Below are 24,457 nucleotides of genomic sequence, written 5' to 3' on the forward strand. Positions count from 1 at the left end.
CGTGACCGAGCCGGTCGACAGCAGCGTGGCCCCCTTGGGCTGGCGCACCAGCTGGTAGCCGACGAGACCGGGGACGATGAAGCCCAGGGCCCCTCCGGATTCCACGGACAGCTCGTACGCCCCGTCGGGACGGGCGTCCGCACCAACTTCGTCACCGCCCGGGCCGCCATCCGGCGCATGGCCGAGGCGGGCTCCGGTGTGGTGCTCACGCTCAACAGCGGCTCGGCGCACGCCGGTCCGATGACGGGCGGCACCGGACCGGCGGACGCGGCGATCGACACCCTGGTGCGGAACCTGGCGACGGAGCTGGGACCGCGCGGACTGCGGGTCGTGGGCCTGTGGGCGGCCGGGGTGCCCGAGACGGCGGACGCCCGTACGGCGGACAGCGGCGGGCGGGAGAACGGCGGCGGGCGGGAGACCTGTTCGGTCTCCCGCCCGCCGCCGTGGGCGCCGGCCCGGCAGGTCGGCGCCCCTGTGTTCGCGGACCGGCCGTCCGCGGATCACGCGGTCACGGACCACGCGTCCGCGGACCACCCGCTCACGGACTACGCGGTCGTCGCCTGCGCGTCCGCCGCCTGCGCCTTCAGGGCCCGCTCGACGCCCGAGCGGGACTCCGAGACGAGTCGGCGCAGGGCGGCGCTGGGCTCGGCCGAGGCCAGCCACGCGTCCGTCTTGGCGAGGGTCTCCTGGGCGACCAGGATGCCCGGGTAGAGACCGGTGGCGACCTGCTGCGCGATCTCGTGCGAGCGGGTGTCCCAGATCTCCTTGACCACGGCGAAGTACTTGTCCGTGTACGGGGCGAGCAGTTCACGCTGGTCGGTCTGGACGAAGCCCGCGATCACCGCTTCCTGCACGGCGTTCGGGAGCTTGTCGGACTCGACGACCGAGGCCCACGCCTCCGCCTTGGCCTCCTCGGAGGGACGGGCCGCACGGGCCGTGGCCGCGTGCCGCTCACCGGCGGCCGTCTTGTCGCGCTCGTACTCGGCGGTGATCTCCGCCTCGTCGAAGCGTCCGACGGCCGCGAGACGCTGCACGAACGCCCACCGCAGTTCGGTGTCGACCGCGAGACCCTCGATGGTCTCGCGGCCTTCGAGCAGCGCCTCCAGGAGGTCCAGCTGCTCCGGCGTGCGCGCGGTCGCCGCGAAGGCGCGCGCCCAGGCCAGCTGGTGGTCGCCGCCGGCCGCGGCCGAGCGCAGGTGGGCGAGCGTCGCGTCCGTCCAGCGGGTCAGCAGCGCCTCGCGGGCGGTCGGGTCGGCGTACAGCTCGATCGCCAGCTTCACCTGCCGGTGCAGCGACTGCACGACACCGATGTCGGACTCCTTGCCGATGCCGGACAGCACCAGCGCCAGGTAGTCACGGGTGGCGAGCTCCGCGTCGCGGGTCATGTCCCAGGCCGAGGCCCAGCACAGGGCGCGCGGGAGGGAGGACTCGAAGTCGCCGAGGTGCTCGGTGACGAAGGCCAGCGAGTCCTCGTCGAGGCGGACCTTGGCGTACGACAGGTCGTCGTCGTTGAGCAGGACCACGTCGGGGCGGCGCCGGCCGACGAGCTGCGGTACGGCGGTCAGCTCACCGTCCACGTCCAGCTCCAGGCGCTCGTCGCGCACCAGCTTGCCGCTTCCGCCGTCGAGGTCGTACAGGCCGACCGCGATGCGGTGCGGGCGCAGCGTCGGCTCGCCCTGGGCGCCTGCGGGCAGGGCCGGGGCCTCCTGGCGGATGGCGAAGGAGGTGATGACGCCGTCGGCGTCGGTCTCGACCTCCGGGCGCAGGATGTTGATCCCGGCGGTCTGGAGCCACTTCTGCGACCAGGTCCCGAGGTCGCGGCCGGAGGTCTGCTCCAGGGCGCCGAGCAGGTCGGAGAGCCGTGTGTTGCCGAAGGCGTGGGCCTTGAAGTAGGCCTGGACGCCGCTGAAGAACTCGTCCATGCCGACGTAGGCGACGAGCTGCTTGAGGACGGAGGCACCCTTGGCGTACGTGATGCCGTCGAAGTTGACGAGCACGTCGTCGAGGTCGCGGATCTCGGCCATGATCGGGTGGGTGGACGGCAGTTGGTCCTGCCGGTACGCCCACGTCTTCATGGAGTTGGCGAAGGTGGTCCAGGAGTGCGGCCACCGGCTGTCGGGGTGGTAGGCCTGGCACGCGATGGAGGTGTAGGTGGCGAACGACTCGTTCAGCCAGAGGTCGTTCCACCACTCCATGGTCACGAGGTCGCCGAACCACATGTGGGCCAGCTCGTGCAGGATCGTCTCGGCGCGCAGTTCGTACGCGGCGTCGGTGACCTTGGAGCGGAAGACGTACTGGTCACGGATGGTGACCGCGCCCGCGTTCTCCATCGCGCCCGCGTTGAACTCGGGCACGAAGAGCTGGTCGTACTTCCCGAACGGGTACGCGTAGTCGAACTTCTCCTGGAACCAGTCGAAGCCCTGCCGGGTGACCTCGAAGATCGCGTCCGAGTCGAGGAACTCGGCGAGCGAGGGGCGACAGTAGATGCCCAGCGGCACCGACTTCCCGTCCTTCTCGTACACGCTGTGCACGGAGTGGTACGGGCCGACGATCAGCGCGGTGATGTACGTCGAGATCCGCGGCGTCGGCTCGAAGACCCAGACGTCGTCCTTGGGCTCCGGGGTCGGCGAGTTGGAGATGACCGTCCAGCCGGACGGCGCCTTCACGGTGAACTGGAAGGTGGCCTTCAGGTCGGGCTGCTCGAACGACGCGAAGACGCGGCGCGCGTCCGGCACCTCGAACTGGGTGTAGAGGTAGGCCTGCTGGTCGACGGGGTCGACGAACCGGTGCAGGCCCTCACCGGTGTTGGTGTACGCGCAGTCCGCGACGACACGGACGACATTGCGCCCCTCCAGGAGACCGGGCAGCGCGATCCGGGAGTCCTTGAAGACCTCGGCCGGGTCGAGCGGATCGCCGTTGAGGGTGACTTCGTGGACGGCCGGGGCCACCAGGTCGATGAAGGACTCCGCGCCGGTCTCGGCGGAGTCGAAGCGCACCGTGGTCACGGACCGGTAGGTGCCGCCCTCCTGCGCGCCGGAGAGGTCGAGATCGACCTCGTACGAGTCAACGGTGAGCAGCTTCGCGCGCTGCTGCGCCTCTTCGCGGGTCAGGTTTGTGCCAGGCACGCGGTCATCTCCTCGTTATGTGTGGGTTGCGCCATCCTTCCACGGGACCCGCACGGAACGCGATGTCCGTTTCCCGCCGGTGCCGGGCACGCGCGGGCGCGAGCCTGGACGTATGACGACGTACACCGCACACCCCATCGGCCCAGCCGTCCTGAAGGAACTCCGCGAGAGCGACGACGCGGGCCGTCCGCTCGCCCCGCTGACCGACGAGGAGGGCGGCGCCCCGCTGCGCTGCTGCCTGCGCCGCAGCGAGCCCGGCGAGCGCATCGCCCTGGTCTCCTACGCTCCGCTGCGGCGCTGGGCCGCGGAGACGGGCGCCGAACCGGGCGCGTACGACGAGCAGGGGCCGGTCTTCATCCACGCGGACGAGTGCGCGGGCCCGGCCGGGGACGACCTCCCCTTCACGAACGCCCACCGCACGCTGCGCCGCTACTCGGCCGAGGGACGCATCCTGGGCGGACGGCTGGTCCCCACGCCGGACGCGTTCGACGAGGCCTTCACGGCGGCGTTCACGGACCCGGAGGTGGCACTGGTCCATGTGCGGGCAGTGGAGTACGGCTGCTTCCTGTACGAGGTGCGCCGGGGCTAGCTCCGGTAGGAGGAGCAGCGGGGCCGTCCCCGTACGGGGTACGCCGGGCCCGGGGACTCCGCTCGGGCCGGGGCGCCCCGGACGGCTCCCGGACGGCCGGGGCGGAGCCGGTGGCGGGCGGGGCAGGGCCGGTCACGGCCGGGGCGGACCCGGCGGCCGGGCGCACTCTCAGCTGGCCGAACAGCGTGGCCCCGAACGCCAGTGTCATGCCCGCCATTTGCACCGGCGTCAGCGCCTGCCCCAGCGCCGCCCAGCCGATCACCGCCGCGGTCAGTGGCGAGAGCGGGCCGAGGAACGTGACCTGGGTGGCGGTGAGCCGGCCGATGCCCCGGAACCACAGCCAGTACGCCACCGCCGTGTTCGCCAGCGCGAGGTACAGGTAGCCGCCGATCGCCCGGCCGTCCAGCGCGGGCGGCGCGCCCTCGGCCACCAGGGCGACCGGCGCGATCAGCAGCCCGCCGGCGGTCAACTGCCAGGCGGTCAGCGCCAGTGGGCCGATTCCGTCCGGCCGCCCCCACCGTTTGGTGAGCACGGTGCCGGTGGACATCGAGGCGGTGGAGGCGACCGCGGCGAGAACACCCACGGGGTCGAGCGCGCCCGCCGCCTTCAGGACGACGAGGCTGACACCGAGGGCCGCCGCGACGCCGGTGAGGAGCGTCCGCAGGGTCGGCCGGTCGCCGAGCAGCAGCACCGAGAGACCGGCCACGAACAGCGGACCGGCCGACCCGACCACGGCCGCCGTTCCGCCGGGCAGCCGGTACGCCGAGAGGAACAGCAGCGGGAAGAACGCGCCGATGTTCAGCGCGCCCAGCACGGCCGCCTTCCCCCACCAGACGCCGCGCGGCAGCACACGCGCGAGCGCGAGCAGCAGGAGCCCCGCGGGCAGGGCACGCAGCACGGCCGTGAACAGCGGCCGGTCGGGCGGGAGGAACTCGGTGGTCACGGCATAGGTGCTGCCCCAGGAGACGGGGGCGAGCGCGGTGAGGGCGATGACGGCGGAGCGGTTCGCGTCCACGGGACACCCGGTTTCGAGGAGGCCGGCGGATGAGGGCCGACGGGAGCGGGTCGGTGGCGGGTCGGCAGCGGGAAGGTGGCGGAGGCAGATCACCGGAGGTGACGTACAGGAGCTGAGCAGGCCGGCACTAAATAGCTTAGCTCTAATCTACTTAGAAGCAAGTTGCTTGCTGGCGACCCGCTCCGGGGTGATCCACTCGCTGCCGAGCCACTTCCTCCCGACCCACTCCCTTCCGAGCTACTTTCTTGCGGCCGACCTGCGACGCGGCGGATACTCGCCCCCATGAGCACCCCCAAGGACCCCGTCGACGCGATCATCGAGCAGTGGGCCGCTGTCCGGCCGGACCTCGACACCGCCGCGATGGAGGTCTTCGGGCGCGTCTTCCGGCTCTCTCGCGCCATGGGCGACCGGATGGAGAAGGCGTACGCGCGGTACGGGATCTCGCGCGGGGAGTTCGACGTGCTGGCGACCCTGCGCCGCTCCGACGCCCCCTACACGCTCTCGCCGCGCCAGCTCTCGGCCACGCTCATGCTGACCACCGGCGGCATGACCGGGCGCCTGGACAAACTGGAGCGCGCCGGACTGCTCCGCCGCTCCCCCGACCCGCACGACCGGCGCGGCCTCCGGGTCACGCTGACGGACGAGGGCCTGCGGCTGATCGACGAGGCCGTCGGAGCGGGGCTCGACGTCCAGACGGCCGCGCTCTCGGCCCTCGACAACGAGCAGGCCGTCCAACTGGCCGGCCTGCTGCGCCCGCTGCTGGCAGCCACCGCCTCCTAGGGCGCGTCCGGCGCACCCACGGCGGCGGCGAGGGCCGCCTCGACCTCGGTGGCGTCCGGGGACTCGGCGGCCCAGGCCACGTGTCCGTCGGGCCGCACCAGCACCGTCGTACGCCGCCCACCCGCCCAGCTCTCCACGGCGAGACGGCCCGCGCGTTCCCCGGCCCGCCCGACCTCCCCGATCTCCCCGGCCTCGTACGGCCGCGGGGCGATCAGGACGAACCTCCCGCCCCGCAGGGCCTCGTAGAGCCGGCCGCTCTTCAGGGCGATGTCGGGGGCGCGGGTGCCGACCATCGGGTGAGCGCCACGCGGCGCCCCGTACGCGTATCCGATGCCCGTGATCCGGCCTACCGCCCTGCGGCGCACGGGGCCGACATGCCCGAGGACCGCGGTGACCGCCGCGCGCAGCGCCCGTGTCCAGGGGCGCTTGGCCATCGCGAGCCGCACGATGCCACCGCTGCTGCGCACCACGGACGCGCCGACGGGGTGGCGTTCGGTCTGGTAGGTGTCCAACAGGGCCGGGTCCGCCTGCCCGTTGCAGACGGCCGCCAGCTTCCAGCCGAGATTCGCCGCGTCCTGGAGCCCGGTGTTCATGCCCTGGCCGCCGGCCGGGGTGTGCACATGCGCGGCGTCGCCCGCGAGGAAGACGCGGCCCACGCGATAGGCGGGCGCCTGGCGCTCGTCGCTGTGGAAGCGGGACATCCAGCGGGCGTCGCGCATGCCGTAGTCGCGCCCGAGTGCGAGCCGGGTGATCTCCTTGACCTCGTCGAGTCCGACCGGCTCGCTGTCCGGGACGTCCCGGCCGCGGTGCCAGCCGATCACTCGGTAGTAGCCGTCTCCGAAGGGCGCGATGAAGGCGAAGGCGTCACCGACGGCGTTGGCGGTCAGCACCGACTCCGGTCGCTCGTCGAGCCGGACGTCCGCGAGCACGACGGACCGGATGACCGACCTGCCGGGAAACGGCAGCCCGACCGCCGCCCGCACCGCACTGCGCATTCCGTCCGTCCCGACGACGTAGTCGGCCGCCAACCCCTCCGGCTCCCCGCCCGCGCCCCGGACTTCGAGCGTCACCCCGCCCGCGTCCTGCCTCAGCCCGGTCACCTCCGTCCCGTACGTGAACCGCACCCCGGCCTCCTCCGCCCGGTGCCGCAACGCCTCCTCCACCTCGTACTGCGGAATCACCAGCAGGTGGTTGAAGCGGGAGGGCAGCGTGTCCAGTACGAGCGCGAGTCCGCCGAAGAGCCGGATGCGGTCGAGGGCCTCACCCTTGCGCTCGAGGTCGTCGGCGAGTCCGCGGGCGTCGAGCTGCTCCAGGGTGCGGGCGTGCAGGACGAAGGCGCGGGAGAGATTGCTGATCCCGTGGGGGCGCTTCTCGACAAGCGTGACCGGGACGCCGGCGGCGGCGAGGTCGCCGGCCAACAGGAGGCCGGTCGGGCCTGAACCGACGACGACCACCTGCCGGGGGGCAGCGGGGGGCGTGTGCGTGTTGCCGGTCATGACGGCCTCCTCGTGATGCCAACGCTTGTTGGCCAACGCTTTGTTCGCCAACATAGGAGGGCGCTACTGGACTGTCAACACGTGTTGGCCTACGGTCGTTGGCATGCCAGTCGAGGAACAGCACGAGTCCGACTCCGGGTCCGGGTCCCGGTCCGGCTCCGGCGCACTCCCGGGGTCCGGCGTGGCGCCTGCGACACCCGTGTCCGCTGCCGGTCCGGCAGCGCGCCGCCCGGCAGCCGGCACCGCACCCGCGGTGGCACCCCGCCGCTCCGACGCCACCCGCGGCGCGATCCTCACCGCCGCCCGCGAGCGCTTCGCGGCCGACGGCTACGAGCGCGCCACGATCCGCGCGATCGCCAGGGACGCGCGCATCGACCCCTCGATGGTCATGCGCTACTACGGCTCGAAGGAGGGGCTGTTCGCGGCCGTGCTCGACGTCGATCTGCGGCTGCCCGATCCGGCGGCCCTCGACCCGGACGACGTGGGCCGTGTCCTGGTGAGCCACTTCCTCGACCTGTGGGAGGAGAACGAGGTCCTCACCGCCATGCTCCGGGTCGGCGTGACCAACCAGTCCGGCGCAGAACGGATGCAGAGCATCTTCAGGGACCAGCTCACGCCGGTGGCGCAGCGCGCCTGCCCCGACCCCGAACAGGCTCCGGCCCGCGCCGCGCTCTGTGCCTCACAACTGCTCGGACTCGCGCTCGCCCGCTACATCCTGCGACTGGCCCCGGCCGTCGCGCTGCACCGCGAGGAGATCGTGGCGTGGCTCGGCCCGACGATGCAGCGCTATCTGACGGCACCGCACCCCTAGGCCGCGTCCGGGCGGACGACCGCGGCGGACACAAGGCCCGTGACGCGCGGCTCGGGGCGCCGCGGGTCGGGGCGTGGCGAGTCGGGGCGTGGCGAGTCGTGAAAACGCGTCGAGGGAGTCCCCGCACCGGTGGGTGCGCGGACTCCCTCGACGGAGAGTTCGGTGCGAAGAGCGGGGCTCAGCCCTGCTTCGGCTGCTTGTCGGACTTGTCCAGGACCATCACGAGGCCGGCGATGACCAGGAACAGCGCGATCGGCGCCGCGACGTAGAGACCGAGCGTTTCGATCACGCTCAGGCCGGAGCCGGGGTCGTCGCCGTCGTCGCGGGTCAGCGCGAGCGCGGGGGACGACATGAGCAGCATCATCAGCGTCGTACCGGCGGCCAGGGCACCGGCGCGCAGAGCGTTCTTCTTGTCCACGGTGCAAACGTAGCGAACACCTGACTGAGCCGCGCGCCCGGGGGTGCCGTACGGAGGTCAAGGGGCACGGCGCGGAGGGGTCCCGGGCGCGCCGGCCCGGCCGCTCTCCGCCCGCACCACGTCGATCAGGGCGTGCAGCCGGGGTGACGCGGCGAGCTCCTCCAGAGTCACCGGACGGCCCTCGGCATCGGCGATCGGCAGGCGCCAGTTGGGGTACTGGTCCCAGGTGCCGGGGAGGTTCTGCGGGCGGCGGTCACCGACGGCGTCCGGGAGCCAGACGCCGATCATGTGGGCCGGGGTGCGCAGCAGGAAGCGGTGCACGGCCTGGATCTCGGCCTCCTCGGCCGTCGCGGGGGCCCCGCCGCCCTCGCCGCGCAGCAGCCCCAGCCGGGAGAGCAGCGCCAGCCACTCCCGGGTGTCCGCCGCGGCGGCCGCCCGCTCCTCGTCGAGGGAGCGGGTCAACAGGCCGAGCCGGTCGCGGAGTTCGACGTGTTCGCCGGTGAGCCGGGCCGCGGTGGGCGGCAGGTCGTGGGTGGTGGCGGTGGCCAGGCAGTCGGCGCGCCAGCGGTCGAGCGGCAGGGGCATGCCGTCGCCGTCCCAGTCGCGCTCGAACCACAGCACCGAGGTGCCCAGCACTCCGCGCTCCTGGAGCGCCTCGCGCACCCCGGGTTCGACCGTGCCGAGGTCCTCGCCGATCACCAGCGCTCCGGCCCGCGAGGCCTCCAGTACCAGGATCGCGAGCATCGCCTCGGCGTCGTAGCGGACGTACGAGCCCTCCGTGGGCGGCTGCCCCTGGGGGATCCACCAGAGCCGGAACAGGCCCATGACGTGGTCGATGCGCAGGGCGCCCGCATGCCGGAGGAGCGCGCGCAGGAGGCGGCGGTAGGGGGCGTATCCGGAGGCGGCGAGCCGGTCGGGGCGCCAGGGCGGCAGGCCCCAGTCCTGGCCGCGCGCGTTGAAGGCGTCCGGGGGCGCGCCGACGGACATGCCGGCCGCGAAGTACTCCTGCTGGGCCCAGGCGTCGGCCCCGTCGGGGTGGACGCCGACGGCCAGGTCGTGGACGAGCCCGATGGTCATGCCCGCGTCGCGCGCGGAGCGCTGGGCGGCGGCGAGCTGGGCGTCGGTGAGCCAGGCGAGCCGGCTGTGGAAGTCGACGCGGTCCATCAGTTCGCCCCGCGCGCGGGCGGTTTCGGACGAGCGGGGGTCGCGCAGGCCGGCGGGCCAGCTCCGCCAGTCGGAGCCGTGCGCCTCGGCGAACGCGCACCAGGTGGCGTGGTCCTCCAGCGCCTGGCCCTCCTCCGCGAGGAAGTCGGCGTACGCGGCCCGGCGTCCGGGTCCGAGCGGCACCGCGCGGACGGATTCGAGCGCCTCGCGCTTGAGGTCCCACACGGCGTCACGGTCGATCAACGCGCCCTTGCCCAGGACGGACTCGCGCAGCAGTCCGGCGCGCTCCAGCACCGTACGCAGGCCGTCGCGGTCCTCGGCGTACGGGTACTCGGGGATGTCCTCGACGCGCAGGTGCACCGGGTCGGGGAAGCGGCGGGAGGAGGGCCGGTACGGGGAGGGGTCGGTGGGGTCGCCGGGCACCGCCGCGTGCAAGGGGTTGACCTGGACGAATCCGGCGCCGAGCGCCCGGCCCGCCCAGGCGGTCAGTTCGGCGAGGTCACCGAGGTCGCCCATGCCCCAGGAGCGGCGGGAGAGCAGGGAGTAGAGCTGGACGAGCAGGCCGTACGTGCGTCCGGGCGGCGCGGGCAGCCGGGCGGGAGCCGCGACGAGGTGGGCGTCGGCGGTGCGGCCGTCGGGGGCGGTGGCGTGCAGCGCGTGGACGCCGGGCGGGAGCTGTCCGGCGGAGGTGCGGGTCTCGCCCTGTTCGGTGGTGACGCGCAGCCGGGTGCCGTCCGGCAGTCCGGCCAGCGCGGCGGGGGCGTGGCCGTCCCAGCTCACCAGCGTCGGCGGCAGCAGCCGTTCGGCCGTCTCGGCCTCATGGTGCGCGAGGGCGGCGCGTACGGCGTCCGGGGTGCTCGCGTCGACACCGAGGGACGCCAGGATCGCGACGAGCGCGGCGTCCGAGGCCGCGACCGTGCGGTCCGGGGAGGGGCTGTAGGCGGGGGCGACGCCGTGCAGTTCGGCGAGCCGGGACAGGGAGGTCCGCGGCGCCGGCTCCGATGGCGTCCGCGGCGGGTCGGCGGGCCCACTGTCTGCCATCAGACCCCCGACGCGGCGCCGGTCGAGGTGGGCTCACTCGTCAGGTGCGCGGCGTCGGCCAGCGGCGGCTCGCTGGTCAGCGGTTCCGCGTCGGGCAGCGGGGGTTCGCTGGTCAGCGGCACCTCGGTGCAGGCGCCTTCCGCGCTGAGCAGGCACAGGTGGGCGCCCTCGGGCTCGACGGACGCCCGTCCCGCGCGGGGGCCGGGGACGGACGGCTCCGTTCCGCGTTTGGACAGGGCCGAGAGGAGAAGGTGTGCCGATGCGGCCACGGGGGCCTCCTTGTCGAGGTCGGATACGGCGGCCGAGGGCATTCCGGCAGATCGTGCCGGAAACGGATGCCCTGGCGGTCACCGCAGCCCTACCCCGTGGGCACGACGGCAGACGCATACGGACGAACAACGTGCCTCTGGTCACATCCTGTCGCCGTCCCACACCTCCGGGCCGCCCCTCCAGGCTGGGGCAATCCTGGCACTTCGGCCACTCTCGTTGACACCTTCACCGCCCGGATGGTGGGCTCGGCGACACCCCGACGCTGCGGTCGGGGCGGCGAGACACCAGGGGGGAACGTGCGGCTCCGGCGTGGAACAGGGGCGACCGCGCTCGCGTTCGCCGTCGTCGCGAGCGCACTCGGCACGGCGCCCGCCGCTGTCGCGGCGCCTCCCGGCCCGACGGCCACCGCGGACGACCGCGAGCCCACCGGCAGCGGGGTGCCCGCCGTCTGGCCCCGCCCGCAGTCCCTGCGCGCGAACGGCGCTCCGGTCACCGTCACGGACGAGGTCGTCCTGATCACCGGCACGACGGGCCCGGCGGCGTCCGGCTCGCTCCGCGGCGCGCGCTCCGGCTCTCCGGCCGGCTCGTACTCCCCCGGCGTTCCCCTCGCTCCGTACGCCCCCGGCGTGGCCATCGACCCGCACGCCTCGGACACACCGCTCGACCCGTACGCCCTCGAAGCGTTGCGCGGCCTGCTGCGGCAGGCCGGCGCCCGCAGGATCACGACGGCGCGCGACGGCGACGCCCTCCCGGCGCACGCCCTGGTGGTGCGCGCGGGCGCGGAATCGGCGAACACCGGCGGGCGGGGCGCGCGGGGCGCGAGCTCCTTCTCCGGCACGCCGGCCGCGTCGGGCTCCCTGGAGCGGGCGCTCACGGCGCTCGGCGCCGCGCCCCGCGCCGATCTCCCCTCCGGCGGATACCGGCTGGCCGTCGGCCGGGCCGACGGCCGCGACACCGTCGCTCTCGCGGGGGTCGGCGAGGACGGCCTGTACCACGCGGTGCAGACGCTGCGTCAGCTCCTCGGGGCCGACCGCCGGATCGCCGGTGCCGTCGTCCGGGACTGGCCCGGCACCGCCGTGCGCGGCACGACCGAGGGGTTCTACGGCAGTCCCTGGACCCCCGAGCAGCGCCTCGCGCAGCTGGACTTCATGGGGCGGACCAAGCAGAACCGCTATGTCTACGCACCCGGTGACGACCTCTACCGGCAGGCGCGCTGGCGTGAGCCGTACCCGGCCGGGCAGCGCGCCCATTTCCGGGACCTGGCGGAGCGCGCGCGCCGCAATCACGTCACGCTGACCTGGGCGGTGGCCCCCGGGCAGGCGATGTGTTTCTCCTCGGACGCCGACGTGAAGGCACTCACGCGCAAGCTCGACGCCATGTGGGCGCTCGGATTCCGCGCGTTCCAGCTGCAGTTCCAGGACGTCAGTTACACCGAGTGGCACTGCGGGGCGGACGCGGACGCGTTCGGCTCCGGCTCCGGGTCGGCGGCGAAGGCGCAGGCGCGGGTGGCGAACGCCGTGGCCCGGCACCTGGCCGCACGCCACCCGGACGTGGCCGCGTTGTCCCTGATGCCGACGGAGTACTACGAGGACGGTTCGACCGCCTACCGCCGGCAGCTCGCGAGCGCCCTGGACGAGGGCGTCGAGGTCGCGTGGACCGGCGTCGGCGTCGTGCCGAAGACGATCACGGGCGGCGAACTGGCGCGCACCCGCGAGGTGTTCGGCAGCCACCCGCTGGTCACCATGGACAACTACCCCGTCAACGACTACGCGCAGGACCGGGTGTTCCTCGGCCCCTACCAGGGACGCGAACCGGCGGTGGCCACGGGCTCGGCGGCGCTGCTGGCGAACGCGATGCCCCAGGCGGAGGCCTCCCGCATCCCGCTGTTCACCGCGGCCGACTACGCCTGGAACCCCCGGGACTACCGGCCCCAGGAGTCCTGGGGTGCCGCGATCGAGGACCTCGCGGACGGCGACGCCCGGAGCGCGGACGCGTTGCGCGCGCTGGCCGGGAACGACGCCTCCTCCGTCCTGGGCGGCGAGGAGTCGGCGTATCTGCGCCCGCTCATCGAGGCGTTCTGGCAGGCGCGGACGACCACGGACCGGGCCGCGAACGAGAGCGCGGCCGAGCGGCTGCGCGCGGCGTTCACGGTCATGCGCGAGACGCCCCAACGCCTGGCGGGGCGTCCGATCGCCACCGAAGTGGAGCCCTGGACCGAGCAGTTGGCGCGCTATGGCGCGGCCGGCGAGACGGCCGTCACGCTGCTGAGCGCCCAGTCGAGCGGTGACGCGACGGCGGCCTGGACGGCGTACCGCACCCTGGAGCGGCAGCGCGCCGACCTCGCGGCGAGCGGGGTGACGGTCGGCAAGGGCGTGCTCGACCCGTTCCTGACGAAGGCCCGCACGGCGTACGAGCAGTGGGCGGGCCTCGACAACGATCCCTCCACGGGCCGCGACGCCGGGAAGGACACCGGAGCGACGGCGGACGGCGGCGCGAGGACCGGCGACGACGCGGCGGACGGCGGCGGTCCCCCGGACGACGGCGGGACCCCGCGGGACGGCCTGCCGCAGGACGACGGCACACGGGAGAACGGCGGCGCCGGTCAGGACGGGCGCGTCGTCCGCCTGACGCGCCCCCGCACGCTCACCGCGGTGAGCGTGCTCACCGATCCGGGCACGGCGGGTTTCGTCGAGGCGCATGTCCCGGGCGAGGGCTGGCGGTACCTCGGCGCGCTCGATGCCGGGGGTGCGACGGAGATCGGCGCGGCGGGCGTGCGCGCGGACGCGCTCCGGGTCGGCGGTCCTCCGCGTTCCCAGGTCCGCCATCTCGTGCCGTGGTTCGCCGACTCCCCCGCCGTGGCGCTGGAGCTGGCCCGCTCCGTGACGGACGTGGAGATCGGCGGTACGCAGCGGGTGACGGCCCGGCTGTCGTCGCTGCGTCCCTCAGACGTCAGGGGTGAACTGACCGCGCGGGCCCCGAAGGGCATCGAGGTCAAGGTCTCCCAGCCCTCGCCGACCCTCCCGCGCGGCGCCGTCGTCGACAGCCTCGTCGAGGTCACGGTCCCGCCGGGGACGCCGTCGGGCTCGTACGACGTCACGGTCGCCCTCGGCTCGCAGACCCGCACGCTGACCGTGCGCGCCTTCCCGCGCACGGCGGGCCCCGACCTGGCCCGCACCGGCACGGCCTCCTCGTCCGGCGACGAGACCCCCGACTTCCCGGCGTCGGCGGCCAACGACGGTGATCCGGGGACCCGTTGGTCCTCCCCCGTCGAGAACGGCGCCTGGTGGCAGGTACGGCTCGCCGAGCCGACGCGCCTCGGCCGGCTCGTGCTGAGCTGGCAGGACGCGTACCCGTCCACGTACCGCGTCCAGGTCTCCGCCGACGGACGCGTCTGGCGCACCGCGACGACGGTGACCGACGGCCGCGGCGGCCGCGAATCCCTCCGCTTCGACGAACGCGACGTCCGCTACGTACGCGTCCAGGGCGTCGAGCGGGCGACGCGGTACGGGTACTCGCTGTGGTCGGCGGAGGCGTACGCGGTCGCGGAGAAGGCCGCCGGGCAGGAATCCTCGGCGGAGTGAACCGATGACCCCGAGGTGATCGATAGACGGGGTGTGAGACTGTTCCGCCCCTTGAGGGGCCACCGGCAGGACGACTCGGACGCGGCGCTGCTGCGGGCCGTCTCGGACGGGGACTCGGCGGCGATGGCCGCGCTGTACGACCGGCACGCCGGCTGGCTGCACATGCGGCTGACCCGGCGCTGTGCCGATCCCGAGGTCGTGCGCGAGGTGCTGCAGGACACGTTCGTGACCGTGTGGCGGTCGGCCGGCACCCACCGGGGAGCGGAGGCCGGCGGCTGGCTGTGGACGATCGCCGCGCGGCGTCTGGTGGATGCGCGACGGGTGCAGGAGCGGGCGGCGCGCGTGGAGTACGCGGCGCCGGTGCCCGCACCGTCGGCCGAGGACCACGTGCTGGCGGAACTCGAGTACGGCGACGTGGGCACGGCACTGGACCGCATCTCCCCCGAACTGCGCGAGGTGCTGCGGGCCACGGTCGTGGACGGGCTGTCCACGCGCGAGACCGCTCGTCTCCTCGGCATCCCGGAGGGCACGGTCAAGACGCGTGCCATGCGGGCCCGCGCCGAACTCCGCGCCGCCCTCGCCCAGCTGAACCCGTCGCAGAACCCCTACCTGCATCCGTCCCTGGCTCCGTCCCCGCTGGGAGGCCCGGCATGACCGGTTGGCACGCCCCCGACGACCTCGTCGCCCGCTACGCGGACGGCTCCCTTCCGGAAACGGACGCCTGGTCCCTCGAGAAACACCTGGAACATTGCGGTTCCTGCGCCGCGCGCGTCTCGCACGCCGTCCGGGCGGGCTCGGCGGGCGTGGTGCTTGCGGAGGTCAGGGACGCGGTCCTGACCGCGGTGCGCGAACCGGCCCCGGCCGCCGCAACCGCCCAAGTCCCGGTCGCCGTACGTCCGGCTGCCGCACCCGTACCGGGCCGCGTGCCGATGCCGGTCCCGCCATCGGCCACGGAGCCCGCGCCGGTTCCGGCCTTCGGGCCCGCGCCGACGGTACCGAGGGCCGCGCGAGCCGTCGGGGGGCGGCTCGCGCGGCTCGTCTGGGCCGCCGGGCCCGCCGTACGCGGAGCCTGGGCCGGTGCCGTGGTGCTGGTCGCCGTGGGGGCGGTCGCGCTCGCGTACGGGGGCGGATGGACGAGCGCACGGCCCTGGCTGCTGGCCGCCGCCCCCGTCGTCCCCGTGGCCGGAGTCGCCCTCTCCTACGGACGGCACGCCGATCCGCTGCATGAGATCGCCGCGTCCGCCCCCTCCGGCGGGCTGCGCCTCCTGCTGACACGAACGGCCGCCGTGCTGGCGGTCAGCCTGCCGCTGCTGACGGTGGCGGGGCTGCTCCTGCCGTCCTCCGGCCCGCACCTGCCGACCGGACCCGCCACGGCCGGCTGGCTGCTGCCGGGACTGGCCCTGACCCTGGCCTCGCTCGTGCTCTGCGGGTACGTGGGCTGCCGTACCGCCACGGCGGTGGTCGGCGGGGGCTGGGTGCTCGCCGTCACGGCTCCGCTCTTCGCGGCCACCGGCACCCGTCTGACGGCCCGCCTCACCGATCAGCTCTCCCTCTACTTCACCGGTGCCTCGTCCCAGGGGGGCTGGGCCGCGGCCACCGTGCTGTGCGCGCTCCTCCTCGCCGCGCGCCGCACCGCGTACGACCGTCTGGAGACGATGTGAACATCCCTGGTACGACCGGTACACCGGCCCTCGACGGCGACGAACGCCCCGGAACCCACCCGGCCGAGCACGGCGGGGGCGGTCCCCGGACCGCCGCCGTACTGGTCTCCGGACTGACCGTCAGGCACCGCAGGACCACCGCCCTGGACGCCGTCGACCTGGACTTCAGCCCCGGAGTCCACGGCCTGCTCGGCCCCAACGGCGCCGGCAAGACATCCCTCATCCGCGTCCTCGCGACGGTCGCGGCTCCCACGGCGGGCCGGGTGGAGATGCTCGGCAGCAACCTTCGCGGCCACCGGGAGCGCAGCGCGGTGCGCCGGGAACTCGGCTATCTGCCCCAGGACTTCGGGTACTACCCGGGCTTCACGGTGCGGGAGTTCGTCGCCTACGTGGCATGGCTGAAGGAACTGCCGCCCGCGGCCGCCCCCGGCGCGGTCGAACAAGCCGTGGCCCGGGTCGGCCTCGCCGACCGCATCGACACGAAGGTCAAGACCCTGTCCGGCGGCATGATCCGGCGCGTCGGCATCGCCCAGGCCATCGTGAACGACCCCCGTCTGCTGCTGCTCGACGAGCCCACCGCGGGTCTCGACCCGGAACAGCGCGTCGAGTTCCGCGCGTTGCTGCGGGAGCTGGGCAGGACCGCCACCGTGATCGTCTCCACCCACCTGGTGGAGGACGTGGCCGCGGCCTGCACGGACGTGACCCTGATCGAGGCCGGACAGGTCGCCTACCGCGGCACGCCCCGCTCGCTCGCCGCGCTCGGCGCGGACGGCGACGAGTCCGACGGCAACGCCATCGAACGCGGCTACACGACGGCCCTGCGCGGCCACCGCACGGCGACGGGAGCCGGCCGATGAACATACGTGTCCAGTCCGGCGGGGACGGTCCGGTCGGCCCGCCCTCGCAGGCCGACGGAGACCTCGGTATGAGCCGGGGGACCGGGCCGGACGACGGCCGCCCGACGGTCGTACAGCCTCATGAAGGCCACCCGACCGACACGCTGACCGAGCAGAGCCCGGCGGGCCTCCGCGGTTCGCAGGCCGTGCGCCGGGGCACTGCCTCCGCCCCGAGCCCCGGCTCCGCCCCCCATCCCCTCCGCGTCGAGTCGCTGCGCGGCTTCGCCCCCTGGGCGGCCGCCGGTCTGCTGCTCGCTCTCGCGTGGGCCGTCGCCGCCAAGTCGGCCGAGTGGCAGGGCAGCTGGGGGTCGACGACCGACCTGCTGAGTACCGCGGCCGCCATGATCGGCGTTCCGTTCGCGCTCGCCGCGGGCTCCTGGCAGGGCGGCCGGGAGCGCAGGCTGCGGATGACGGAGCTGCGTTCCTCGTCCGCCCGTACACCGCTCGTCCAGCTCCTGGTGGCCGCACTGCCGCTCGCCGGCTGGCTGGCCGCGGCCTACCTGCTGGTGGTCGCGGGGGCCGTGGCGGCCTGCGCTCCGTACGCGTCGGCCGGCGGTCCGGCGTTCACCGTGTACGCCGGGAACGCCCTCTCGCTCGCCGCCTGCGCGGTCCTCGGTCACGTGGCCGGGCGGGTGATCTCCTTCCGGCTGACCGCTCCCCTGCTCGCGATCAGCGGGTACGTCGTCGCGGGCCTGCTCGGTACCCAGCGGTCGGACCTGCGCCACCTCGCGTTCTGCGCGGTCCATGTCTTCGGTGACAGCGACCTCGCCCGCTGGTGGTACCCGCTCGTGTCCGCCCTGTGGGCGGCCGGGCTCGCCACCGCCGCGGTCCTGGCCCTGGCCGCGCACCGCCGTGTCACCGCGCTGCTGCCGCTCGCGGCCGCTCTCGGCGCCGCCGTCCTCCTCGTCCAGACGGGCGACGGCCTGCTGCGCGACAACCCGCTCGCCCATCGCCAGGTGTGCGACAACTCGACCACCCCGGACGTCTGCGTCAACGCCACCTATCCGGGGATGCTGCCGAAGGTGACCCGGGCGCTCTCCGGCCTCACCGACCGGCTGAAGGACGTAGAGAACCTGCCGGTCCGCTACGAGGACCTGTGGCGGTCCCCGCGCCGGGACGAGGCGCAGCTGCCGAACCTCACTCCGCTCGGCTGGAGCGCCGTCCGCGGCGAGGTGGCCGATCCGGAGCGGTACGCGTGGGAGGCGGCCCACATGCTGGTCCGCCCGGACTGCGCCGGGTCGCCGACCGCGCAGCGGATCCAGGTCACCGACGAAGCCGTGCTGCGCTGGCTGGGCCCGGACGCATCGGCCGAGAAACTACGGGGGCGATTCGTGGCGAGGGCCCGGCAGCAGGGTGACACGAAGGAACTCGCGAGGTACCGGGCGGAGGACCGTGCGTACGCGCGACTCACGGCCATGACCGACCACGAACGCCGCTCCTGGCTCGGCCGCTACTTCGCGACGGCCGGCACGTGCGACCCGAAGCCGAGCGAGGTGCCCTCCCTGTGAACACCCCGCAGACACTCCAGAAGCCCGCGCACACGCCCGGGCTCCGCCCTCTCGCCCTCTACTCACGCTCGCGGGGTGTCCCGACGGCCCTGGCGGCCCTGGCCGGCGCCGCGCTGCTCACCGTGTGGGTGGCGGGCCGTCCGGACGCCTACCTCGACCCGAACCGCAGGGTGCCGCTGGTCGCGCTCGCGCCGCTGCTCGCCTCGGCCGTGATCGGCGTGAGCCTTCACACGTACACCCGCGACCTGGACGACACCGCCGTACGCCCCTGGTGGCCGAGGCGCCTGGCCCACCTGCTCGTCCTCGGCGCTCTGGCGGCGGCGCTGCTGGCCCTCGCCGTGCCGGGGCACTCCCAGGTGTTCGGCGCGGCGGCGATGGTCCGCAACACACTGGGGGCCGTCGGCCTCACGGCGACCGCGGCGGTGCTGCTCGGCGCCCGGCTCAGCTGGTTGCCGACGACGCTCTACTTCAGCGCCGTGTACCTCTCGGCCTCCTCGCCCCGTGTGAGTAACGCGACAGTCCTGGCCTGGTTCATGCAGCCCGGCCCCCAGCGTGCCGCCTGGGTCGCCGGACTCGCACTCTTCGTGACCGGGACGGCACTCTGCGCGGCCCGCGGTGCCCGCCCCGAAGGACCCCGCGGCTGACGCAGGGCCTCACGGGCCGGGCCTCGCGAGCCGACACAAAAGCCCGGATCGTCAGGCGGAAATGCCGTCGATCCGGGCCATCGCGTCGTCCGCGCCGTACGGCTGCAGGTAGGGCAACCAGCGTGGGTCCCGGTGCCCGGTTCCGATGATGCGCCATGCGAGCCCCGACGGCGGGGCCGGTTTGTGGCGCAGGCGCCAGCCGATCTCGACCAGGTGGCGGTCGGCCTTGGTGTGGTTGCAGCGGCGGCAGGACGCCACCACGTTGTCCCAGGCGTGCTGACCCCCGCGTGAGCGCGGGATGACGTGGTCGACGCTGGTTGCGACGCCACCGCAGTACATGCACCGGCCGCCGTCGCGGGCGAACAGAGCTCGCCTGGTCAGCGGGACGGGCCCTCGGTAGGGAACCCGTACGAACCTCTTCAGCCGGACCACGCTGGGTGCGGGGACAGTAACGGTCGCGCTGTGCATGAAGGCGCCGGATTCCTCGAGAGAGACGGCTTTGTTCTCAAGGACGAGGACGAGCGCGCGGCGGAGCGGTACGACGCCGAGGGGCTCGTACGACGCGTTGAGGACCAGGACATGCGGCACGGATGCCTCCTTGTACGCCGGCGGCGCGTGGCTCGCGCCGGGACGATCTGCAGTCAGTCTCCCCTCATGCCTGGTGGAAGCGCCACCATGTCCCGGTAACGGGCTGGGAGTGTTTTCGACCACACCCCCTTCATCCCCAGGTGAGCAGCGCCTCTCCCCTGAACATGGCAACAATCCACACACGATGCCCCGTTAGTGTGGTGGTTCTGCCCGAACGGCGCCCCTCATGTCCCCTGCCGTGGGCAGACCGCTACGCCTGGAGGTACCTGCTGTGTCCCTGCCCGTCCTATTGGCCCTGGCCACCGGTTCGACCCCGTCGCCGTCTCCCTCGACGACGACCGGTCCGGTGACCCCCACGCTTCAGGACGCCCAGGAAAGCGCGACCAACGCAGCCAGCTGGGTCGAGGAGAACTGGTCGACCTGGCTGGCGATAGGTCTGCGTGTACTGCTGATCCTGGTGATAGCCGCCGTACTGAGAGTGGCCGTGCGGCGGGCGATCACCAAGCTCATCGACCGGATGAGCCGCACCGCCGAGGCCGTCGACGGCACGGCGCTCGGCGGTCTGCTGGTGAACGTGGAGCGCCGCCGGCAGCGCTCCCAGGCCATCGGGTCGGTGCTGCGCTCCGTCGCGTCCTTCCTGATCATGGGTACGGCCGCGCTGATGATCCTCGGCACGTTCGAGATCAACCTGGCGCCGCTGCTCGCCTCGGCCGGTGTGGCCGGTGTCGCGATCGGTTTCGGTGCCCGCAACCTGGTCACCGACTTCCTCTCCGGTGTCTTCATGATCCTCGAGGACCAGTACGGCGTCGGCGACACGATCGACGCGGGCGTCGCCTCCGGCGAGGTCATCGAGGTGGGCCTGCGCGTGACCAAGCTGCGCGGCGACAACGGCGAGATCTGGTACGTCCGCAACGGCGAGGTCAAGCGCATCGGCAACCTCTCCCAGGGCTGGGCCACGGCGGGTGTGGACGTCACCGTCCGCGCCTCGGAGGACCTGGACCGCGTCCGGTCCGTCATCGACGACGTCGCCGAGACCCTCAGCAAGGAAGAGCCCTGGAACGAGCGCCTGTGGGGCCCGATCGAGATCCTGGGCCTGGACAGCGTCCTCCTCGACTCCATGGTGGTCCGCGTCTCGGCGAAGACCATGCCGGGCAAGGCCCTCTCCGTGGAACGCGAACTCCGCTGGCGCATCAAGCGGGCCTTCGACGCGGCGGACATCCGCATCGTCGGCGGCGCGGCGGCCGAGCCGGAGGAGGAGCCGGCCCCCGACCCGACGGAGAACGTGGCCGCACCGTCGGCCCAGGCGAACCCGGCGTCCCCGCAGGCCATGGCGGCTTCGCCGATCACACCGACGCCCGTTCCGAAGTAGGCGCGCGGACTCGACCGCACGAGCGGAAGGCGGCGCCCGGGATTCTCCGGGCGCCGCCTTCTGGCGTAGTGCTGCATGTGGAGCGCACGGCGCCGTCGCCGGTCGCCAGGAGGGACAGCTCGCCGCGGCGGGAGGTCAGGCCGGCACCGTCCCCGTCGACTCCAGTCCGGTCACCCGCGCTATCTGGCAGGCCGCGGCGAACGCGGAGCCTTTGCCCAGTCCGGCCACGCCCGGGAGCCCCTCCTGGTCGCGGACATCGAGCAGCACCGTCCCCGCGGTCGCGTCGAAGGCCATCGATCCCCATACGGAGCGGTCCCCACGCCCGGGCCGCCACCGGAAGTGGATCTCCTCGTCGCCCTTCTCCGCGACGAGGAACACCCGTTGCGACGAGGTCAGTTCCGCGCGCACCCGCTCCCGCCAACCGTCCGCGAGGGGCATCGGCCGCAGTAGCAGCCGCTGTCGCTCGCCCAGCGCGTCGTCGCGGAGCGACAGGCCGGAGGTCCGGGCCCGCCGCCGCAGCAGCAGAACCGCGACAGCCGCGAAGACGAAGCTGACGACCGCCCAGACCAGGACCGTGCCCGCGATCTCATGGCCCAGGGCGGGCCAGGAGATGCCGTCGTCCACCAGGTCGATGAGCAGCTTGGTGAGGGCCAGCGGAAGGCACCGGCCCGCGACCGTGCCCCAGCAGGCCATGAGCAGACGGGTCAGCGCCTCCCGTGTCGTCCGACGGTTCGCTTTCATGGAGTCACTTCCGGATGGTTCGGCCCAGGTTGCGCAGGGCCGGGGCCCCGGCCCGGCACCGTATGTCATCGAGGAAGCGGCGACCTGTGCGAGGCGCCGCGCGGGAGGGCCCGTGTCATCAGTTGGTGATCTCCGGCGGCGTCGGCGCCCTTGACCCGCGCGACGGGAGCGCACTCACTCCCTTCACGTCTGTGACGGAACTGTGCTTCGGCGCCACGGCAATCCACCGCAACACCGGACAGATGGGCGGCAACGGGCGGCATACGCCCCCGACCTGCGCCGACCGGCGATCGTGATCAACTCGTGACGCCCCCGGACCCCGCCCGAAGCCGCCGCACCCGCCCGGCCGGGACGGGGCGTCTTCACAGGTCACCCGCATGACGGCCACATTCACCCGCCCCTTATGGTCACCCTCAACAGCGGGTCCCTTGTTCTGGAGCGCAACGCCCAGGGGACCGCTTCGAAGGTGGGTAATCCATGCGCAAGTTCGCCATAGGCGCCGTCGTCTCCGGCGCCCTGGCCCTGTCCGCCCTGGCCGTGCCGGCCGCGTCGGCCACCACTCCGGACTTCACCTTCTCGAAGGTGGTCGTCAACGGCGGCAAGCCGATCGTCGTCGGCACCACGAACGTGGTGAAGGTTCCGGTCACGTACACCCTGACCCGCCCCTCGGACGTCGTGCTCGACAACAAGACGAAGGCCGCCGGCGTCCTGCTCTACCGGGGGACGCTCGCCAACAGCCGCAACACGATCGAGAACAGCGACCTCCCCACCTGCACCACCACCGCCACGACCGACACGACGGTGACCGAGTCGTGCAAGGAGACGATCGACCTCGACCCGTGGGCCTCGCTGTACGAGGCGGCGGACGCCACCACCTGGCACGCCGCCGGCTACTACGGGCGCCTCGACCTGGACGAGGACGACTCCGACGGCCACGTCAGCGTCAACTACGCCGACGACCTGTGGGGCCCCCTGGCCTCCGTGCAGATCAAGCGGGCCGCCAAGCTCACCGTGAACGCCGGCCCCGAGCCGGTCGCCAAGGGCAAGACCCTCACCGTCACCGGCAGCCTGACCCGCGCCAACTGGTACAACAGCGAGTACGCGGGCTACACCGGCCAGCCGGTCGCCCTGCAGTTCAAGGCCAAGGGCGCGAGCGCCTACACGACCGTCAAGACGGTCACGTCCGGCACTTCCGGCGCGCTCAAGACCACCGTCAAGGCCTCGGCCGACGGCACCTACCGCTTCTCCTTCGCCGGGACGTCCACGACCGGGGCCAAGGCGGCCACGGGTGACTACGTCGACGTGAAGTAGGCCGCGGCGCGCGGCGAACGCGCGCTGTCCAGCACCGACGCACCGCCCTCGAGGTAACGACTCTGTTGCCTCGGGGGCGGTTTCTCTTGACGCCCCCGCCTCCCCCGGCCTACTTTCCTCGCACCAGCAATAGGAAACTTTCCTAACAATGATCTTGCGGTGGACTTCCCGAAGGCACCCCTGGGAAGCTGGTCGGCCAAGAAGGGCAGGTGGCGACAGACATGGCAGGTTCCGCCGGTACGCCGGGCACTCCGCGTGTCCTGCGCGCGATGAACGACCGCGCCGCTCTCGATCTGCTGCTCGCGCACGGCCCGCTCTCACGGACCCGGATCGGGAAGCTCACCGGGCTGTCCAAGCCCACCGCCTCGCAGCTCCTCGCCCGCCTGGAAGCGGCGGGCCTGGTGCTCGCCACCGGCACGAGCGAGGGCCGGCCCGGCCCCAACGCCCAGCTGTACGTGGTCAATCCGGGCGCCGGCCACGCGGCAGGCCTGGACGTCACCCCCGAGCGCATCCTGGCCGCCGTCGCCGACATCACCGGCCGGACGGTCGGCGAGTACGAACTGCCCACTCCCGGCCGCCGCCCGGCCCAGCCCGTCGTACGCCAGGTCACCGACGCCCTCGACGGCGCGGTGAAGGCGGCCGGGCTCGCCCGGGACGACGTCCGCCGCCTGGTCATCGGCACCCCCGGCGCCTTCGACCCCAACACCGGCCGGCTGCGCTACGCCTCCCACCTGCCCGGCTGGCACACCCCCACCCTCCTCGACGAGCTGGCGGCCGCGCTGCCGATGCCCGTCGAGTACGAGAACGACGTCAACCTCGTCGCCATCGCGGAGCAGCGGCTCGGTGCCGCCCGGGGCCACGAGGACTTCGTCCTGCTCTGGAACGAGGGCGGTCTCGGTGCCGCGCTCGTCCTCGGCGGCCGGCTGCACCGCGGCTGGACCGGCGGCGCGGGCGAGGTCGGCTTCCTGCCCGTGCCCGGCGCGCCGCTGGTGCGCCAGGTGACCAAGGCCAACAGTGGCGGCTACCAGGAGCTGGCCGGTTCGCAGGCCGTCCCCAAGCTGGCGCGCGAACTCGGCATCAAGGACCTGCCCACGGGTCCGTACGCCGAGGTCGCGGCCACCGTCGTCGAACGGGCCGCCGCCGTCGACGAAGGCCCCTACCGACAGCTCCTCGAGACGTACGCGACCGGGCTCGCCACCGGTCTGGCCTCCCTCGTCTCCGTGCTCGACCCCGAGCTGGTGGTCCTCAGCGGATCGTCGCTCACCGCGGGCGGGGAACCGCTGCGCGCCCTGGTCCAGGCCGAGCTGGAGGAGCTGGCCGCGTCCCGGCCACGGCTCGTCGTCGGCGACGTACACGAACACCCCGTGCTGCGCGGCGCGTTGGAGAGCGCCCTGGCAGCCACCCGCGACGAGGTCTTCGACACCTCCCGCTGAACCCGCCCCAAGCCCT

20 protein-coding genes and 2 pseudogenes are annotated in these 24,457 nt (G+C 73.5%); 13 read left to right on the forward strand and 9 right to left on the reverse strand.

The window, feature by feature from the left end; genetic code table 11:
- A pseudogene (locus ACWD68_RS31890) lies at positions 1–87 on the reverse strand (poly-gamma-glutamate biosynthesis protein PgsC/CapC); the annotation flags it as partial.
- Between the two features lie 33 nt (positions 88–120).
- Here ACWD68_RS31890 and ACWD68_RS31895 point away from each other — a divergent pair.
- Positions 121–363, forward strand: a pseudogene (locus ACWD68_RS31895) (SDR family oxidoreductase); the annotation flags it as partial.
- A gap of 182 nt (positions 364–545) precedes the next feature.
- Here ACWD68_RS31895 and pepN read toward each other — a convergent pair.
- Positions 546–3,125 carry an aminopeptidase N gene (pepN, locus tag ACWD68_RS31900; RefSeq protein WP_451809926.1) on the reverse strand — a complete coding sequence of 860 codons (2,580 nt, stop codon included), beginning with the start codon at positions 3,123–3,125 and terminating at the stop codon, positions 546–548.
- 112 nt (positions 3,126–3,237) lie between these two features.
- Between pepN and ACWD68_RS31905 the strand changes: the two genes are divergently transcribed.
- A complete protein-coding gene (locus ACWD68_RS31905) occupies positions 3,238–3,714 on the forward strand; it encodes a DUF1203 domain-containing protein (RefSeq protein WP_451809927.1) in 477 nt (158 codons plus the stop codon).
- On the opposite strand, the gene ACWD68_RS31910 is transcribed toward ACWD68_RS31905, so the two are convergent.
- Entirely contained in the window at positions 3,635–4,729 is a 1,095-nt protein-coding gene (locus tag ACWD68_RS31910; RefSeq protein WP_451809928.1) for an EamA family transporter, read from the reverse strand. The genes ACWD68_RS31905 and ACWD68_RS31910 overlap by 80 nt on opposite strands.
- Positions 4,730–5,011: 282 nt before the next feature.
- Here ACWD68_RS31910 and ACWD68_RS31915 point away from each other — a divergent pair, with 282 nt between their 5' ends.
- Complete coding sequence (locus ACWD68_RS31915) at positions 5,012–5,509, forward strand: MarR family winged helix-turn-helix transcriptional regulator (protein WP_451809929.1); 498 nt, start codon at positions 5,012–5,014, stop codon at positions 5,507–5,509.
- Here ACWD68_RS31915 and ACWD68_RS31920 read toward each other — a convergent pair.
- Positions 5,506–7,005: an FAD-dependent monooxygenase gene (locus ACWD68_RS31920; protein ID WP_451809930.1), complete on the reverse strand. Its 1,500-nt coding sequence runs from the start codon at positions 7,003–7,005 to the stop codon at positions 5,506–5,508. The two genes, ACWD68_RS31915 and ACWD68_RS31920, sit on opposite strands and share 4 nt — an antisense overlap.
- 103 nt (positions 7,006–7,108) lie before the next feature.
- On the opposite strand from ACWD68_RS31920, the gene ACWD68_RS31925 reads away from it, so the two are divergent.
- The gene (locus tag ACWD68_RS31925; protein ID WP_451809931.1) at positions 7,109–7,816 is read left to right on the forward strand and encodes a TetR/AcrR family transcriptional regulator; all 708 of its coding nucleotides are present in this window, start codon (positions 7,109–7,111) and stop codon (positions 7,814–7,816) included.
- 178 nt (positions 7,817–7,994) lie between these two features.
- Here ACWD68_RS31925 and ACWD68_RS31930 read toward each other — a convergent pair whose 3' ends face one another.
- Genes ACWD68_RS31930 through ACWD68_RS31940 form a run of 3 tightly spaced genes read right to left on the reverse strand, consistent with a single transcriptional unit; the run spans position 7,995 to position 10,708 of the window.
- Positions 7,995–8,234, reverse strand: a complete 240-nt coding sequence (locus ACWD68_RS31930) for a hypothetical protein (protein WP_451809932.1) — start codon at positions 8,232–8,234, stop codon at positions 7,995–7,997.
- Between the two features lie 57 nt (positions 8,235–8,291).
- Positions 8,292–10,439: a 4-alpha-glucanotransferase gene (malQ, locus tag ACWD68_RS31935; RefSeq protein ID WP_451809933.1), complete on the reverse strand. Its 2,148-nt coding sequence runs from the start codon at positions 10,437–10,439 to the stop codon at positions 8,292–8,294.
- Complete coding sequence (locus ACWD68_RS31940; RefSeq protein WP_385707310.1) at positions 10,439–10,708, reverse strand: hypothetical protein; 270 nt, start codon at positions 10,706–10,708, stop codon at positions 10,439–10,441. The genes malQ and ACWD68_RS31940 overlap by 1 nt, the downstream gene beginning before the upstream one ends.
- A gap of 297 nt (positions 10,709–11,005) precedes the next feature.
- Here ACWD68_RS31940 and ACWD68_RS31945 point away from each other — a divergent pair, with 297 nt between their 5' ends.
- The 6 genes from ACWD68_RS31945 (at position 11,006) to ACWD68_RS31970 (ending at position 18,999) form a co-directional block, all read left to right on the forward strand.
- Complete coding sequence (locus ACWD68_RS31945; RefSeq protein ID WP_451809934.1) at positions 11,006–14,290, forward strand: beta-N-acetylglucosaminidase domain-containing protein; 3,285 nt, start codon at positions 11,006–11,008, stop codon at positions 14,288–14,290.
- Between the two features lie 33 nt (positions 14,291–14,323).
- On the forward strand, positions 14,324–14,944 hold the full coding sequence (locus ACWD68_RS31950) for an RNA polymerase sigma factor (RefSeq protein ID WP_451809935.1): 621 nt from the start codon (positions 14,324–14,326) through the stop codon (positions 14,942–14,944).
- Positions 14,941–15,951 carry a zf-HC2 domain-containing protein gene (locus ACWD68_RS31955; RefSeq protein ID WP_451809936.1) on the forward strand — a complete coding sequence of 337 codons (1,011 nt, stop codon included), beginning with the start codon at positions 14,941–14,943 and terminating at the stop codon, positions 15,949–15,951. Before ACWD68_RS31950 ends, ACWD68_RS31955 begins: the two co-directional genes overlap by 4 nt.
- A 101-nt stretch (positions 15,952–16,052) precedes the next feature.
- Positions 16,053–16,808: an ABC transporter ATP-binding protein gene (locus tag ACWD68_RS31960; protein ID WP_451809967.1), complete on the forward strand. Its 756-nt coding sequence runs from the start codon at positions 16,053–16,055 to the stop codon at positions 16,806–16,808.
- Positions 16,805–18,355 (forward strand): hypothetical protein, encoded by a 1,551-nt coding sequence (locus ACWD68_RS31965; RefSeq protein ID WP_451809937.1) that lies wholly within the window; start codon positions 16,805–16,807, stop codon positions 18,353–18,355. Before ACWD68_RS31960 ends, ACWD68_RS31965 begins: the two co-directional genes overlap by 4 nt.
- A complete protein-coding gene (locus tag ACWD68_RS31970) occupies positions 18,352–18,999 on the forward strand; it encodes a hypothetical protein (protein WP_451809938.1) in 648 nt (215 codons plus the stop codon). Before ACWD68_RS31965 ends, ACWD68_RS31970 begins: the two co-directional genes overlap by 4 nt.
- A 51-nt stretch (positions 19,000–19,050) precedes the next feature.
- Here ACWD68_RS31970 and ACWD68_RS31975 read toward each other — a convergent pair whose 3' ends face one another.
- Positions 19,051–19,587: an HNH endonuclease gene (locus ACWD68_RS31975; protein ID WP_266758820.1), complete on the reverse strand. Its 537-nt coding sequence runs from the start codon at positions 19,585–19,587 to the stop codon at positions 19,051–19,053.
- A gap of 271 nt (positions 19,588–19,858) precedes the next feature.
- Here ACWD68_RS31975 and ACWD68_RS31980 point away from each other — a divergent pair, with 271 nt between their 5' ends.
- Positions 19,859–20,956, forward strand: a complete 1,098-nt coding sequence (locus ACWD68_RS31980) for a mechanosensitive ion channel family protein (RefSeq protein WP_451809939.1) — start codon at positions 19,859–19,861, stop codon at positions 20,954–20,956.
- Between the two features lie 135 nt (positions 20,957–21,091).
- Here ACWD68_RS31980 and ACWD68_RS31985 read toward each other — a convergent pair whose 3' ends face one another.
- Positions 21,092–21,697 (reverse strand): hypothetical protein, encoded by a 606-nt coding sequence (locus ACWD68_RS31985; RefSeq protein ID WP_451809940.1) that lies wholly within the window; start codon positions 21,695–21,697, stop codon positions 21,092–21,094.
- A gap of 477 nt (positions 21,698–22,174) precedes the next feature.
- Between ACWD68_RS31985 and ACWD68_RS31990 the strand changes: the two genes are divergently transcribed.
- Both ACWD68_RS31990 and ACWD68_RS31995 read left to right on the forward strand, forming a co-directional pair.
- A complete protein-coding gene (locus ACWD68_RS31990; protein WP_451809941.1) occupies positions 22,175–23,008 on the forward strand; it encodes a hypothetical protein in 834 nt (277 codons plus the stop codon).
- Positions 23,009–23,229: 221 nt separating this feature from the next.
- Positions 23,230–24,441, forward strand: a complete 1,212-nt coding sequence (locus ACWD68_RS31995; protein WP_451809942.1) for an ROK family transcriptional regulator — start codon at positions 23,230–23,232, stop codon at positions 24,439–24,441.
- The last annotated feature ends 16 nt before the right edge of the window (positions 24,442–24,457 follow it).

Source organism: Streptomyces sp. NPDC005141 (genome assembly GCF_053599975.1).